Source organism: Sphingobium sp. UBA5915, assembly GCF_002431195.1.
Lineage (GTDB): Bacteria > Pseudomonadota > Alphaproteobacteria > Sphingomonadales > Sphingomonadaceae > Sphingobium > Sphingobium soli.
The window spans coordinates 16,160-30,848 of record NZ_DJDV01000082.1 but is presented as its reverse complement, the minus strand read 5'-3'; the positions used below and the strand labels follow the sequence as shown (position 1 = coordinate 30,848).

The following is a 14,689-nucleotide window of genomic DNA, read 5'->3' as shown; positions in this document are numbered from 1 at the left end:
GTCGATGACGATGCAGCTTTTGTCCGTCGCCTCGGAAGTCTATCCGCTCGTCAAGACCGGTGGGCTGGCCGACGTGGTCGGAGCATTGCCGGCCGCGCTGGCGGCACATGGTGTCGCCACCCGTACACTGGTCCCTGGATATCCGTCAGTCCTAAAGAAACTGGGTAAGGCGAAGACAGTCCGCCGCTATGAGGCGCTGTTTGGCGAACGCGGGGCCGTGCTGGCGGCGAAAGTCGATGGACTGGATTTTCTGGTGCTGGACGCGCCGGCCTTTTTCACGCGTGACGGTGGTCCCTATGGCGGCCCGGATGGCACGGACTGGAGCGACAATTGGCGGCGTTTTGCTGCGCTGGCTCGTGTCGGCGCGGATATTGCCGAAGGTACGCTCAGGGGCTGGCGACCGGACATCGTCCATGTTCACGACTGGCAGGCAGCCTTGACAGCCGCCTATATGCGCTTTGGTTCAGCCGCTGCCGTGCCAAAGCTGGTGACGATCCACAATCTCGCCTTTCAGGGGCGTTTTGCCGCGGACATTTTTCCGGCGCTTGGCCTGCCACCCGAAGCCTGGGGCGTCGATGGCGTCGAATATTATGGCGGAGTCGGTTATTTGAAGGCCGGACTCGTATCCGCCGACGCGATTACCACGGTCAGTCCCACCTATGCGCAGGAAATCCGATCGCCCGATCATGGCATGGGGCTGGACGGGCTGATCAACGGGCGCATCGCGCGACTGCATGGCATATTGAACGGCGTCGATACCGACATCTGGAACCCGGCCGGCGATCCGTTGATCCCCCGGAGGTTCAGCGGCCGATCGTTGGGCGCACGGGCGGGCAATCGCCGGGCGCTCGAAAAGGCGTTCGGCCTCGACCAGGACGACGCGCCGTTCTTCATCATCGTCAGCCGCCTGACCTGGCAAAAGGGCATGGACCTGATGATCGACGCCATCGACCATCTGGTCGGGCTGGGTGGCAAGTTAGCGTTGCTAGGATCGGGAGATCAGGCGCTGGAGGGCGCATTCCTAGCCGCGGCCGACCGGCATCACGGACGGATCGCGGCACGGATCGGATATGATGAGCCCCTGTCGCATCTGATGCAGGCGGGCGGCGACGCCATCTTGATCCCGTCCCGCTTTGAACCCTGTGGTCTCACCCAGCTTTACGGGCTGCGCTATGGTTGCCTGCCGGTCGTGGCGCGGGTCGGCGGGCTGGCCGATACGATCATCGACGCCAATGAAGCGGCGGTGAGCGCTGGCGCGGCGACCGGCATCGCCTTCGCACCGTCCGACCCGCTGGCGTTGCATGGCGCGATCGCCCGTGCCATTCACCTGCATGGCAACCGGCCCATTTGGCAGGCGATGCAGCGGGCCGCCATGCGCGCCAACGTGTCATGGGACAGCAGCGCAGCACGCTATGCCGCGCTCTATCGCGATTTGCTGGCGGAGGCAGCGTGACCACGGGCGCAGGTGCGCCACAATTTACGGAACACGGCGCATTGTTTCGAGTCCATGCGCCCGACGCCCACGCACTATGGCTCTGCCTGTTCGACCCCTTGGCTGGCGAAACCCGCCTGCCGATGCAGCGAGAGGCCGATGGGGTGTGGCAGCTTGCGGCGCCGGGTATTGGCGCTGGGGCGCGTTATGGGCTGCGCGCCGATGGGCCCTATGATCCGGCCGCGGGCCTGTGGTTCGATCCCGACAAGCTGTTGCTCGATCCTTATGCGACTGCGATCGACCACCCTTTTACCTATGATCCTGCGCTGGCCGCGCCACGCGGGGAGGCGGGGGACACGGCCCCGCTCCTGCCCAAGGGCGTCGTCGAAGCGCCCCGGCCGCACGTGGCCGCGCGGTCGCCGCTCTTTACGCCCGGCGGCCTCCTCTACGAACTGCATGTGCGCGGCTTCACCATGCGTCATCCCCATGTGCCCCCGGCGCAGCGCGGGACCATCGCCGCGCTCGGTCATCCGGCCGTGATCGCGCATCTGAAAGCCCTGCAGGTCTCCGCCGTTGAACTCATGCCGATCAACGCGTGGATTGATGAACGGCATTTGGGGCCGCTCGGCCTCACAAATTATTGGGGCTATAACCCGGTCAACTGGTTCGCCATCGACCCCCGTCTGGCACCCGGTGGCATGGCCGAATTGAGGGATGCGGTGGCAGCCCTGCATGACGCTGGGATCGGCGTCATCCTCGACATGGTCTATAATCATGACGGCGAAGGCGACTGCCATGGCCCGACCCTATCGCTGCGCGGTCTCGACCCGCGCGGAGCATTCCGCCATGCGGCCGACGGAAGCCTGATCAACGATACCGGCACCGGCAACAGCATCGCCTGCAACGCTCCAACGATGCGTGCGCTTATTCTGACGTCATTGCGGCATTTCGTGCAGCAGGCCGGCGTCGATGGCTTCCGCTTCGACCTTAGTCCGGCGCTCGGGCGGATGGACCATGGCTTTGATCCGCGCGCGCCACTGCTGGAAGAGATGCGCGCCGACCCGGTCCTTGCTGACCGGATCATGATCGCCGAGCCGTGGGACATTGGTCCGGGCGGCTATCAGCTTGGACAATTCCCACGCGGATGGCTGGAATGGAATGATCGCTATCGTGACGACATGCGGCGTTTCTGGCGCGGCGATGCGGGGATGATCGGGGTCGTAGCGACGCGCCTTGCCGGATCAAGCGACATATTCCCGAACGGCCGAAGCCGGACGGTCAATTTTCTCGCCGCGCATGATGGTTTCACTCTGGCTGACCTGACGGCCTATGAAGAGCGGCATAATGAAGCGAATGGCGAGCAGAATCGCGACGGCCATGGCGAAAATTACAGCTGGAACAACGGCATCGAGGGAGCGAGCGACGACCCCGCTATCTGCGCCGCCCGTTGTCGCGACGCCAAGGCGTTGCTTGCCACGCTCTTCTGCTCACGCGGGACGATCATGCTCAGCGCCGGCGACGAATTCGGCCGGTCCCAGCGGGGCAACAACAACGCCTATGCGCAGGATAACGCGATCAGCTGGATCGACTGGGATGGCCGCAGCAAAGAACTGGAGCGGTACGTTTTTGCCCTGGCGGCGCTGCGGGCAGGTGAAACGGACCTCCATGGCACGACCATATTGACGGACGACGATGTCGAATGGCTTGACGAAGCGGGCAACGCGCTGACTGTGGCGCAGTGGGAAGATCCCGGCCGCCGCCGGATTGTCCTGCGTTATCGCGCGAGCGGACTTGCGATCTGCCTCAACGGCGCATCCGATCCCTGTCGCTTTCGCCTGCCCCATGGCGCTGCTGACGTGGCCGCACGCACGATTGTCGTCAGTCGACCGGAACGCTGAACAAGGCCGGTTGCCGCAGCCGCAGCGCCATCAGCAGGATCGCCAGCTTGCCATCGGCAATTTCCTTGCGCGCCATCATCGTCCAGAGTGTGTCCAGCGGCAGTTCATGCACGCTGATATTTTCCTGCTCCTCGACCAGGCCGCCGCCAGCCGCGACGCGATCCTGTGCGCTGTAGGGCGCCAGAGAATAGTCGATCTTTTCCGTAACGACGCTGGGGATGCTCCAGATCTCGCCCAGATGGACCAGCTCGCCCAGCCGAACACCCGCTTCCTCCATTGCTTCGCGTCGCGTGCAATCGGCAGGGTCATCTTCCAATATGCCGGCGATTGCCTCCATCATGTCGGGCAGGCCTGCCAGCATGACGGGTGTGCGCGGCATCGACACTGTGATGGCTACGCGACGATCAGGATCATAGGGCAGGACGGCTACCGCCCGGCGCATTTCCACCACATGCCGATCAACCTCCACGCCATCGTCGGCGCGCAACCGCACCATCCGCAGGTTGAGCCAGCCTTCATAGAGGGTCGAAGTGGAGATTATCTGCATCGCGCTCCACAAGAAGTGGTGAGTCCAGCTGGGTTCGAACCAGCGACCTACTGATTAAAAGTCAGTTGCTCTACCGACTGAGCTATGGACCCCCGAAGCGGTGGACGACGCCCTAAAGGGGGCGGCGCGGATGGTCAACCACTTGTCGGTCGCTTTGGTTTCGCTTTTTTGAGCCGCGCGCTCAGATGCCGGATGGCAAGGCCGCTGCGGGGATCACGCCAGCCGGGTGCAATCAGGGACAGGGGCGTCAGTACGAAGGGGCGGGTGCGAAAGGCGGCGTGGGGCACCGTCAGCCGGCGCTCACGCCAAGTGCCGCCCGACCAGAGGATGATGTCGATATCCATGCTGCGCGCGCCCCAGCGACGGTGGCGTCGTCGGCCCAACTGCGTCTCGATCGTCTGAAGCATGCGCAGCAGGGCAGGGGGCGGCAGCGGGGTTTCCACCAGCATCGCGCCATTGGCATAACGGCGCAGCGACGGACCCAGCGGCGGTGTGTCGATGATGGGCGATACGGCGATCACTCGCATCCGTGCGCCGATCAGCGCGGCAGCCTCCTCAACCAGTTTCGGCGGCGTGCGGCGGGCCGAGAGCTGCCGGTTCGATCCCAGCGCCAGCGCATAGACATGGGTGCGGCTTTCGGGCCTTGTATCCGCCATGGCCCAGCGCCTATCTGCTCTGCGTGACCGTGGAAAGCCCCCTTGCTGCGACCGAGCCTCCGCAGGATTGTCAGCGTTGCCCCCGCCTCGTTGCGTTGCGGGAGGAATGTCGGGCGCAGCATCCCGACTGGTGGAACGCGCCGGTCCCGGCCTTTGGCGACCCGCAGGCGCGCATTGCGATCATCGGACTGGCGCCGGGCCGGCAGGGGGCGAACCGCACGGGTAGGCCGTTTACCGGCGACTATGCCGGCGACCTGCTGTTTGCAACGCTCGCGCGCTACGGCCTTGCCGAGGGCAGGTATGACGCGCGGCCCGATGATGGCCTGGTCCTGAAAGACATCATCATCATCAATTCGGTCAAATGCCTGCCGCCGCAGAACAAGCCGGAACCGGCGGAAATCCATAATTGCCGGCCGTTTCTGGCGGACGCGGTGGCGGCGCTGCCCCATGCGCGCACCTTCATCGCCCTGGGCCAGATCGCGCACCAGTCGGCGGTCAAGATACTGGGCGGCAAGCTGCCCAAGGCGCGGTTCGCACATCTGGCCGAGCATCGCATGCCCGCTGGCCGCATCCTGATCGATAGCTACCATTGTTCGCGCTACAACCAGAATACCGGGCGGCTGACGGCCGAGATGTTCGATGCGGTCTTTGCGCGGGCCGTCGCGGTGGCGGCGACGCGCTCATGGCCCGGCTCCTGACGATGACGATCTAGCCTATCCATGCTGGGGCCTTCTCGATAGACCATGGTCGCTGCGGCTCGGCAGGTCGGGCGCGGGGCAGGAGGATCATTCATGGACTTCATGAAGATCATCGAGTCGCTCGACGAAGCGCTCTACACGGTGATGGGTTGGCTGGTTTTCTATCCCCTGACCTTGTGGCGGGCGCTGGTGCGGCCGCTGGCGATGATGGCTTATGCCGATCGCGAAGTGTCGGACGCACCTGATGAACAATATGATGACGCCATCCGGCCGCCCCTTTTCCTGTTTCTGACCCTGCTGATCTCCCACGGGCTGGAAGCCCTGGTTGCGGGGCGCAATCCCTTGCTGACGGGCACCAGGGGGTTGGCGGCGCTGGTCGATTCGGATCTTGCGCTGCTGGCGCTGCGATTGGTGCTGTTCAGCCTGTTCGCGCTGATGATGTCGTTGTTCATGCTGCGTCGGCAGGGGCTGAAGCTGACCCATTCCAATTTGCGCCGCCCCTTTTACGGGCAATGTTTCACAACCGCTCCGCTGGCGCTGATGGTGGGGGTTGCGACGCTGCTGCCAACGTTCCATCCCTCCCACGGGCGAACGGCAGGGGCCGTGGTGATGCTGTGTGCGGCGCTATGGTATCTGGGCGTGCAGACAGTCTGGTTTTCGACCAGATTGCGCATCGGGCGCTTCGCTGGCTTCCGGCAAGCGGTTGCGGCGGTCATGACGGCTACAATTCTTTTCACCGCCATCGCGCTGATGCTAGGCCTGAGCGCCCAGTGAATCATATCGTGCCACGAAAAAGGGCGGCCCCCATAAGGAGCCGCCCTTCTTGTATCTTGTCGGTCGCAGAACTTAGCGCGAATAGAATTCGACGACCAGGTTCGGTTCCATCTTCACCGGGTAGGGCACTTCGTCAAGCGTGGGAACGCGGACATAGGTGACCTTGGCGGCGCCATCGGGCGACACATAGTCAGGAATGTCGCGCTCGGGCAGGTTCTGCGCTTCCAACACCAGCGCCATTTCCTGCGCCTTCTTGCCCAGGGTGATCTCGTCGCCCGGCTTCACCAGACGCGAGGCGATGTTGCATTTGACGCCATTCACATAGATGTGGCCGTGGCTCACGAGTTGACGGGCCGACCAGATGGTGGGCGCGAACTTGGCGCGGTAGACCAGCGCGTCGAGGCGGCGTTCCAGCAGACCGATGAGGTTCTGGCCGGTGTCACCCTTCATCCGGGCGGCTTCGACATAGTTCTTCTTGAACTGCTTTTCGGTGATGTCGCCATAATAGCCCTTCAGCTTCTGCTTGGCGCGCAGCTGAATGCCATAGTCGGACATCTTGCCCTTGCGGCGCTGACCATGCTGGCCAGGGCCATATTCCCGCTTGTTGACCGGGCTCTTGGGACGACCCCAGATATTCTCGCCCATCCGGCGGTCGAGCTTGTACTTGGCGCTGGAGCGCTTCGACATATGTCTTTCCTTACGATATGCTAACAACGTTGGTCCCGGTATCGCCTGTTTTCCGTATTTCAGGGACAGGGCCGCCGCTTCACCGGGATGCAGGGCCAATCGCGAAGCGGCGCCTATGACGCCAAGGGGCTGGCCTGTCAAGCCCTCGACAGGTCGGGGCGGGCGGCCTAAGTGCTCGCATCATGAACCCCGACAGCTATACCAGCATGAGTGAAGTGCGCGCCGGCGTGGACGAAATCGACCGGCAAATCGTTGCGCTGCTCGACCTGCGTTTTGCCCATATGCGCGCTGCTGCCCGGATCAAGCCCGATCGCGGCGCGGTGCGCGACGAAGCGCGCAAGGCGCAGGTAATTGCCAATGCCCGGGCGGAGGCGGAACGGCTGGGCGCGCCCGGTGATGTCATCGCCGACCTGTGGGACCGGCTGGTCGAAGCTTCCATTGCTTATGAAATGAATGAGTTCGACCGGACACGGGGGTAAAGGCGGCCGCGTTGCGCGTGTTTTGCAACGTTGGGAAAGGGTGCGAAGTTCACACCGTCGTGCGCCGACGCATTTGCGTCGATTGAGACCCGAAGCGTCGATTTCGCAATAGGAGATTTTTTGCGAAGTCGACCGCGACGGACAAGGGGCCGCGCGGGGCGAGGGCTAGACTGCGAGAAAGAGCCGATCGCTTGGCCTAGCACGGGGCCGGCCCTGTAGGACAGGCTCGGGACCTACTGCGCCGCCTGTGTCTGGAACCAAGGGGCCATCCGCGCGATCGCATCCTCGACACGGTCGGTGGACACGGCAAAGCTGAAGCGGATGAAGCGGTGGCCGTCGACGGGATCGAAGTCGATCCCCGGCGCGGTCGCCACGCCGGTTTCGCGCAGCAGTTTCTGGCAAAAACCCAGGCTGTCGTTGGTCAGATGGCTGATATCCGCATAGATATAGAAAGCCCCATCGGGCGGGGCGATGCGGGCAAGGCCCATGGCGGGCAGCGCATCGAGCAGCAATTGCCGGTTGCGGCGGTAGCTTGCGACGTGACCGTCCAGTTCCTCGACGCAGTCGAAGGCGGCAAGGCCGGCGCGCTGCGCCAGCACGGGGGGCGTCAGGAACAGATTGCCCATCCGTGCGCGCGCTGTGTCGATAAGGTCCGGCGGCACGACCACCCAGCCCAGGCGCCATCCCGCCATGCTGTAATATTTGGAAAAGCTGTTCACGATGACGGCGTCGGGCGCATAGTGCAGCATCGACTGGGCCGGTTCGCCAAAGCTGAGCCCGTGATAGATTTCATCGGAGATGATACGGATGCCCCGGTCGGCGCAGACGGCGGCGATCCGCGCCAGTTCAGCGGGCGGAATGACCGTGCCGGTCGGGTTGGCGGGGCTGGCGAGAATCAGGCCATCGGGGGCGGGGTCAAGTGCGGCGAGCGCATCGGCGCTGATCTGATAGCGTTCGGCCGGGCCGCAGGCGACCTCGACCGGGTCCAGATAGAGCGCCTTTAGCGTATTGCGATAGGCGACATAGCCCGGCCGCGCCGTCGCCACCCGCGCGCCGGGCGCGAACAGGCTGGTGAGCGCCAGCACCAGCGCGGGGGATGCGCCACAGGTCAGGATGATCTGTTCCGGATCGACGGTGACGGCGTAGCGATGCTGATAATCGCTGGCCATTCTTTCTTTCAAGGCGGTGCTTTCCCAATAGCCCATGGGTTCGGTGTCGAGCACATGATGCGCGACCGCGATCGCCTGTGCTGGCGCGCCGGTCGATGGCTGGCCAAACTCCATGTGTAGGATCGAGCGGCCCTGTTCTTCCAGCGCATGCGCTTCCCGGCTGATGGCGATGGCGTGGAAGGGTGCAATGTCTGCGACTTTATTCATGGATAACCTGCGTTAATTTCGGCAACATGGGGGCTGGCCGTGGCGTTGGGCATGGCATGAGCCAGACTATATTGACCGTCCTGCAATATTATGGCGCGGGGGCAGCGACGCTCGCCGCGCTGATCGTGTCGCTAAACCTCGGCCGGCGGATTACCGGATGGGCTTTCGTCTTGTTCGTGACAAGCTCCATCGCGCTCATTGCCTGGGGATTTCTAGACAAAAACAGCGAAGGCATTGGCTGGCAGAATGTCGCCCTGCTCTTCATCAACGCGACCGGGGTGTGGCGCTATCTGATCTCGAGCCACCATCCGGCGGACTGAAAAAGACGTTAGCTTTCAGCGATCCAGACTTCGACCGGCACATCGTCCTGCAAAAGCGCCAAGCGGATCGGCAAGTCCTCGACCGGACCGCCCGCCAGCGCGCGATCATAGACAGCCTTCTTGGCGGCGCCGCTGATCTGGAGGAAGATATGGCGGCTTTTTAGGATCGCGCTCGCGGTCAGGGACAGGCGCTGGTGCGGTGCGGCCGGCGGGGTGGCGGCAATGGTCAGCGCATCGGTGGCAAGACCTTCAGCCAGTTCCCTGCCCTCCGGGAAAAGTGAGGCGGTATGGCCATCATCACCCATGCCCAGCAGGATGATGTCGAGCGGCCAGGGCAGGGCGGCGAAAGCGCGTTCCACGTCCGGCTGGCCTGCATAGGCGTCCGCCGCATCCGTCTTCATCGGCACGAAGCGCGCCTGCGCGGCGGGCCCTTGCAACAGCGTGTCGCGCACCAGTCGTTCGTTGCTGTCCGCGCTGGCCGCATCGACCCAGCGTTCGTCCACCAGCGTGACGATCAGCTTGCTCCAGTCGAGTGTAGCCAGGCTCAGCGCTTCCAGCACCGGCCGGGGCGAGCGCCCACCCGACAGGGCGATGGTCGCAATCCCGCGCACGGCAATAGCGTCCGACAGGATGGTGGCGATCCGCTCGGCAATGTCGGCGGCGGCCTGCGCCCCGGTGGCGAATAGATGTTCGGTCGGCATGGTCACTCCGCGTCATCAGGAAGGGTGCAGATGTCCACCCAGCTTGCCCCGGTCAAGGCCGCGAGTCGATCGGGTGTCAATTCGACGGACGCGGTGCGTGATCCTGCGGCCGGAAAGACGGTGGCGAACGCCTTGAGCGACAGGTCGCAATAGACGGGCAGAGGCGTCGTCAAGCCGAAGGGGCAGACCCCGCCCACCGGGTGCCCGGTCAATTCCTCCACCTCATGCGCGCCCAGCATGCGCGGTTTGGCGCCCAGCGCAGCCTTGGCCTTGCCGTTCGACAGGCGGGCGTTACCGCGCGCGCAGACGAGTATGACCTGATCCCCCACGCGCAGCGACAGGGTCTTGGCGATGCGCGCTGGCTCGACGCCGAGCGCTGCGGCGGCTTCCATGACGGTTGCTGTGCTGACGCCCTGATCGATGATCGACACATCGGGCGCATGCGCGGCGAAATAGGTGCGAACGCTCGCTTCGCTCATGTCCTGTCCCCAAGCTGGCGTTCCCAGGCGAGGGCGTGGGCAACGATCTGGTCGAGATCGGCGTGGCGTGGCGTCCAGGGAAAGGTGCGCAGGATGGCGCTGTTGTCCGAAATCAGCTTGCCCGGATCGCCCGCGCGCCGGCCCGTCATGATGCGCCTGATCGGATTGTTGGTCGCCCGATCGACCGCGTCCAGCACTTCCAACACGGAAAAACCCCGGCCATAGCCGCAATTGAGCAGATGGTTGCGATCCGGCTGCGCCATCAATGCTTCCAGCGCCAGCAGATGGGCAGCGGCGAGGTCACTGACATGGATATAGTCGCGTACGCCCGTGCCGTCCGGCGTGTCGAAATCATCGCCAAAGATGCTGACGCTTTCGCGCTTGCCCAGCGCCGCTTCGACTGCAACCTTGATGAGGTGGGTGGCACCCGCCGTTGACTGGCCGTTGCGTCCCTGCGGATCAGCGCCCGCGACGTTGAAGTAGCGTAGCGCGCAGAAGTTCATCGGATGCGCCGCCGCCACGTCGCGCAGCATATGCTCGGTCATCAGCTTCGACATGCCATAGGGATTGATCGGGCGCTGCGGCGTATCTTCCCGCACAGCTTCCACGTCCGGCGTGCCATAGGTGGCGGCGGTGGAGGAGAAGATGAAATGCGGTACGCCCACGCGCACCGCGCTTTCGATCAGGTCGCGCGTCTTGGCACTATTATTATGGTAATATTTGAGCGGGTTATCAACCGACTCCGGCACCACAACCGAACCGGCGAAATGCATGATCGCGCGGACATCATGGTCGCGCAGCGTCGCTTCCACCAGCGGCTGGTCGGCAATGTCGCCGCGCACCAGCGGTACGTCTCCGGGCACCGCCCAGTCGAAGCCGGTGACGAGATTGTCGATCACGACGACGCCATAGCCGGCATCCTTTAGCGCCAGCACGGCATGACTGCCGATATAACCCGCGCCCCCCGTGACCATGACTGTGGGCTTGTCGCTCATAAAGAAAAGGTCTCCCCAGCTGATGCCGGGGAGACCTAGCGAAAGCGCGTTAAGATTTATAGGCCGTTCAGGCGGCGGCCTTCATGGACGCGGCCTTGTAGAAGGTCGAACCGCTCGCCGCCATGTCTCGCAGCTGTTGCGTGGGGGCAAAGCGCGGGCCGTGCGCCGCAGCCAGCCGATCAAGTGTCGCGACGACATTGGCGATGCCGACCGTGTCCATATGGCTGAACGGCCCGCCGGTATAAGGCGCAAAGCCCCAGCCAAAGATCGCGCCGATGTCGCCATCCTCCGGCGTTTCCAGCACGCCTTCCTCGAAGCAGCGGGCGCATTCGATGAGCTGGCGATAGAGGAGGCGTTCCTTGACCGCCTCCACATCGGGCTGCTCGGCCGCGCGCGGGAACATCTCGCCAAGCGCGGGCGAAAGGTGCTTTTTCGCGCCTTCGGGATAATCATACCAGCCCTTGCCATTCTTGCGGCCCAGCCGTCCGGCATCGGTCATCTTGACCATGATGTCGTCGGATCCCTGGGGGACATAGGCGTCGCCCAGTTCCTTCTTCGCCGCAGTCATGATCTTGACGCCCAGTTCGATTGACACTTCGTCGCTAACCGCCAGAGGCCCGGTCGGCATGCCAAGCTGCTTGCCGGCATTTTCGATGAGCGCGGGATTGACGCCTTCGCCGACCAGTTCCGCGCCTTCCTGCACATAGGTGCCAAAGCTGCGCGAGGTATAGAAACCGCGGCTGTCATGCACGACGATCGGCGTTTTCTTGATCTGCGCCACGAAATCCAAGGCCTTGGCGATAGCCGCCGGACCGGTCTTTTCGCCCAGGATGATTTCGACCAGCGGCATTTTTTCAACCGGTGAGAAGAAATGGACGCCGATGAAATTTTCCGGCTTGGACCAGGCGTTTGCCAGCTTCGTGATGGGCAGCGTCGACGTATTGGACCCGAAGATAGTGTCGGCGCCCAGCACTTCTTCGACCTTCTTCGTTACCTCCGCCTTGATGCCGACATCCTCGAACACGGCTTCGATCACGAAGTCCGCGCCGGCGAGGTCAGCATAATCTGTGGTGGGGGTGACGCGGGCCAGCGTCTCGGCCATCTTCTCGGGCGTCATGCCGCGGCCCAGGCGCTTTTTGAGCACCGCCTCGACATGCGCCTTGCCCTTTTCGGCATAGGCCTGGTCGCGATCGAACAGCACGACATCCATGCCCGCCTGCGCGGCCACGGTGGCGATGCCAGCGCCCATCATGCCCGCGCCCAGCATGGCGAGTTTCTTCGTCGGCGCCTTGGCCTCATCCTTGGGACGACGCGCACCGCGTTCGGCGGCCTGCTTGTTCACGAAGAGAGTGCGGATCATGTTGCTCGCCTGCGGGTCGGCGGCGACCTTGGCGAAATATTTGCTCTCGATCGCGATCGCCCGGTCCATCGGCAGGGTGATGCCTTCATAGACGGCCGACAGCAGCGCGATCGGCGCGTTCATGTTGCGCTGCGTCTGCTTCAATGTCATCGGCACTGCGCCGGCCATGGTCTGGACGAAGGCGGGGTTGAAACCACCCGCACCGCCCGGCACCTTGAAGCCCTTGACGTCCCAGGGCTGGGTATGGGCGTTGGGGTTCGCCTTCACCCATTCGCGCGCCGCGTCGAGCGCGGTGCCCTGCGGCACGACCTGATCGACGACCTTCATCATCGCCGCGTCGGCCGGACGGAACATCTTGCCCTGAAGCATATACATCAGCGACGCCTGTACGCCCATAATGCGCGGCAGACGCTGCGACCCGCCGCCGCCGGGGAAGAGGCCGATCAGGATTTCGGGCAGGCCCAACTGCGTCTTGGGGCTGTCGCCCACGAAGCGACGATGACAGGCAAGCGCGAGTTCGAACCCGCCGCCAACGCAGGTGCCTTCGATCGCGCAGGCAACGGGCTTGCCACTGGTCTCCAGGCGACGGAACAGCTGGTTGAGCACGAACACCTTGTCGAAAATGTCGGCCGGGGCAGGGCGCTTGCTCTCGCCACTCACCAGCATCGACCCGAAATATTTAAGGTCCATGCCGGCCATGAAGCCGCTGTCCTTGTCCGAAGCGATGACCGCGCCCTTGATCGCGTCTTCCGACGCGATGCGCGTGATGGCGGCGTCCAGGTCAGCCAGGAAATCCGGACCGATGACGTTCATCGACTGGTTCGGAACGTCGATCATCAAGGTGGCGATGCCGTCGGCGTCGGTGGTGAAATTGATGGTCTGCATAGTGGTGCTACCTCTCAAATCCGTTCGCCCTGAGCTTGTCGAAGGGCTGCACTGTCTGTTGATGAAGGACAGGGCTTCGACAGGCTCAGCGCGAACGGTATTTTGGTCTTAAATACGCTCGATGATGATGCCGGTGCCCATTCCTGCGCCCACGCACAGGTTGACGAGCGCGGTGCCCTTGCCGGAGCGCTCCAGTTCGTCGAGCGCGGTGCCCAGCACCATTGCGCCCGTTGCGCCCAGCGGATGGCCCATGGCGATCGCGCCGCCATTCACATTGATCTTGGAATGATCGAGGTCCATCGCCTGCATGTAGCGCAGCACAACCGAAGCGAATGCTTCATTGAGTTCCCACAGGTCGATGTCGTCCTTGGTCATCCCGGCGCGCGCAAGCAGCTTGCCGGCGACAAATTCCGGCCCGGTCAGCATGATCAGCGGTTCCGACCCGATCGAGGCCATGGCCTTGATCCGGGCGCGGGGCGTCAGCCCGTATTTGTCGCCCATTTCCTTGCTGCCGACCAGAACGGCCGCCGCGCCATCGACAATGCCGCTGCTGTTGCCGGCATGATGGACATGATTGACCTTTTCCAGTTCAGGATAGCGCAGCAGCGCGACCGTATCGAAGCCGGGCATCTCCTCGCCCAAGGCGGCGAAACTGGGCTTCAGGCTGCCCAGCGACTGCATCGTGGCATCGGGACGCATATGTTCGTCATGGTCAAGCACGACCTGGCCGATCACGTCCTTCACAGGGAGGATCGACTTCTTGAAGCGGCCTTCGTCCCAAGCCTGCTTGGCGCGCTTCTGGCTTTCCACCGCGTAGGCGTCCGCATCGTCCCGGCTGATCCCGAACTTGGTGGCGATCACGTCTGCGCCGATGCCTTGCGGCGCGAAATAGGTTTTGTAGGCGACCGCCGGGTCCATCGCCCAGGCGCCGCCGTCCGACGCCATCGGCACGCGGCTCATCGATTCGACGCCGCCGCCGATCGCGAACATCGCTTCACCCGAATAGACCTTGGCTGCGGCCATGTTGACGGCTTCAAGCCCCGACGCGCAGAAGCGATTGATCTGAACGCCCGGTACGGTCTGGGCATAATCGGCGTTGAGCGCTGCAACGCGCGCGATGTCTGCGCCCTGTTCGCCCACGGGGCTGACGCAGCCCAATATGACGTCATCGACATCGGCCGTGTCGATCTGGTTGCGATCGCGCACAGCCTCCAGCACCTGCGTCGCCAGCTGAATGGGTGTGATTTCATGCAGCGAGCCGTCAGCCTTGCCCCGGCCCCGGGGCGTGCGGACGGCATCGTAAATATAGGCTTCCATTGTCATTCCCTCTCCATGGGGGTCCTCTCGGCGTCGCACTGGACGAACGAAATCTGGACCTGAATGTATTTACGTTTACGTAAAG

15 protein-coding genes and 1 tRNA gene are annotated in these 14,689 nt (G+C 63.6%); 6 read left to right on the top strand and 10 right to left on the bottom strand.

The features are described from left to right. Positions 1 to 4 precede the first annotated feature (4 nt). A complete protein-coding gene (glgA, locus tag B2V90_RS13680; protein WP_228220437.1) occupies positions 5 to 1,453 on the top strand; it encodes a glycogen synthase GlgA in 1,449 nt (482 codons plus the stop codon). Continuing rightward, positions 1,450 to 3,330 carry a glycogen debranching protein GlgX gene (gene glgX, locus B2V90_RS13675; RefSeq protein WP_228220436.1) on the top strand — a complete coding sequence of 627 codons (1,881 nt, stop codon included), beginning with the start codon at positions 1,450 to 1,452 and terminating at the stop codon, positions 3,328 to 3,330. Before glgA ends, glgX begins: the two co-directional genes overlap by 4 nt. On the opposite strand, the gene B2V90_RS13670 is transcribed toward glgX, so the two are convergent. From B2V90_RS13670 to folK, 3 genes are all read right to left on the bottom strand, one after another. Continuing rightward, a complete protein-coding gene (locus B2V90_RS13670; protein ID WP_228220435.1) occupies positions 3,311 to 3,877 on the bottom strand; it encodes an NUDIX domain-containing protein in 567 nt (188 codons plus the stop codon). The two genes, glgX and B2V90_RS13670, sit on opposite strands and share 20 nt — an antisense overlap. Before the next feature lie 16 nt (positions 3,878 to 3,893). Further along, positions 3,894 to 3,969, bottom strand: a tRNA-Lys gene (locus B2V90_RS13665). A gap of 42 nt (positions 3,970 to 4,011) precedes the next feature. Next, on the bottom strand, positions 4,012 to 4,533 hold the full coding sequence (folK, locus tag B2V90_RS13660; RefSeq protein WP_228220434.1) for a 2-amino-4-hydroxy-6-hydroxymethyldihydropteridine diphosphokinase: 522 nt from the start codon (positions 4,531 to 4,533) through the stop codon (positions 4,012 to 4,014). Between the two features lie 23 nt (positions 4,534 to 4,556). On the opposite strand from folK, the gene B2V90_RS13655 reads away from it, so the two are divergent. Together B2V90_RS13655 and B2V90_RS13650 are read left to right on the top strand one after the other, a co-directional pair. Next, positions 4,557 to 5,231 (top strand): uracil-DNA glycosylase, encoded by a 675-nt coding sequence (locus B2V90_RS13655; protein WP_228220433.1) that lies wholly within the window; start codon positions 4,557 to 4,559, stop codon positions 5,229 to 5,231. Between the two features lie 93 nt (positions 5,232 to 5,324). Beyond that, a complete protein-coding gene (locus tag B2V90_RS13650) occupies positions 5,325 to 6,005 on the top strand; it encodes a hypothetical protein (protein WP_228220432.1) in 681 nt (226 codons plus the stop codon). Positions 6,006 to 6,077: 72 nt separating this feature from the next. Here B2V90_RS13650 and rpsD read toward each other — a convergent pair whose 3' ends face one another. Continuing rightward, on the bottom strand, positions 6,078 to 6,692 hold the full coding sequence (rpsD, locus tag B2V90_RS13645) for a 30S ribosomal protein S4 (RefSeq protein WP_009821266.1): 615 nt from the start codon (positions 6,690 to 6,692) through the stop codon (positions 6,078 to 6,080). A 182-nt stretch (positions 6,693 to 6,874) separates the two neighbouring features. Here rpsD and B2V90_RS13640 point away from each other — a divergent pair, with 182 nt between their 5' ends. After that, entirely contained in the window at positions 6,875 to 7,171 is a 297-nt protein-coding gene (locus B2V90_RS13640) for a chorismate mutase (protein ID WP_009821267.1), read from the top strand. Positions 7,172 to 7,404: 233 nt separating this feature from the next. On the opposite strand, the gene B2V90_RS13635 is transcribed toward B2V90_RS13640, so the two are convergent. Next, positions 7,405 to 8,547: a pyridoxal phosphate-dependent aminotransferase gene (locus B2V90_RS13635; RefSeq protein ID WP_228220431.1), complete on the bottom strand. Its 1,143-nt coding sequence runs from the start codon at positions 8,545 to 8,547 to the stop codon at positions 7,405 to 7,407. Between the two features lie 56 nt (positions 8,548 to 8,603). Here B2V90_RS13635 and B2V90_RS13630 point away from each other — a divergent pair, with 56 nt between their 5' ends. Continuing rightward, a complete protein-coding gene (locus B2V90_RS13630) occupies positions 8,604 to 8,867 on the top strand; it encodes a hypothetical protein (RefSeq protein ID WP_228220563.1) in 264 nt (87 codons plus the stop codon). An 8-nt stretch (positions 8,868 to 8,875) separates the two neighbouring features. On the opposite strand, the gene pgl is transcribed toward B2V90_RS13630, so the two are convergent. The 5 genes from pgl to B2V90_RS13605 all read right to left on the bottom strand — a co-directional run bounded on the left by pgl (position 8,876) and on the right by B2V90_RS13605 (position 14,604). Continuing rightward, positions 8,876 to 9,568: a 6-phosphogluconolactonase gene (gene pgl / locus B2V90_RS13625; RefSeq protein WP_228220430.1), complete on the bottom strand. Its 693-nt coding sequence runs from the start codon at positions 9,566 to 9,568 to the stop codon at positions 8,876 to 8,878. Between the two features lie 2 nt (positions 9,569 to 9,570). Next, a complete protein-coding gene (locus B2V90_RS13620) occupies positions 9,571 to 10,047 on the bottom strand; it encodes a YbaK/EbsC family protein (RefSeq protein ID WP_228220429.1) in 477 nt (158 codons plus the stop codon). Beyond that, positions 10,044 to 11,042 carry a UDP-glucose 4-epimerase GalE gene (gene galE / locus B2V90_RS13615; protein WP_228220428.1) on the bottom strand — a complete coding sequence of 333 codons (999 nt, stop codon included), beginning with the start codon at positions 11,040 to 11,042 and terminating at the stop codon, positions 10,044 to 10,046. Before galE ends, B2V90_RS13620 begins: the two co-directional genes overlap by 4 nt. Positions 11,043 to 11,109: 67 nt before the next feature. Beyond that, the gene (locus B2V90_RS13610) at positions 11,110 to 13,287 is read right to left on the bottom strand and encodes a 3-hydroxyacyl-CoA dehydrogenase NAD-binding domain-containing protein (protein ID WP_293921718.1); all 2,178 of its coding nucleotides are present in this window, start codon (positions 13,285 to 13,287) and stop codon (positions 11,110 to 11,112) included. Positions 13,288 to 13,395: 108 nt separating this feature from the next. Continuing rightward, positions 13,396 to 14,604 carry an acetyl-CoA C-acetyltransferase gene (locus B2V90_RS13605; RefSeq protein WP_037542140.1) on the bottom strand — a complete coding sequence of 403 codons (1,209 nt, stop codon included), beginning with the start codon at positions 14,602 to 14,604 and terminating at the stop codon, positions 13,396 to 13,398. Between the last annotated feature and the right edge of the window lie 85 nt (positions 14,605 to 14,689).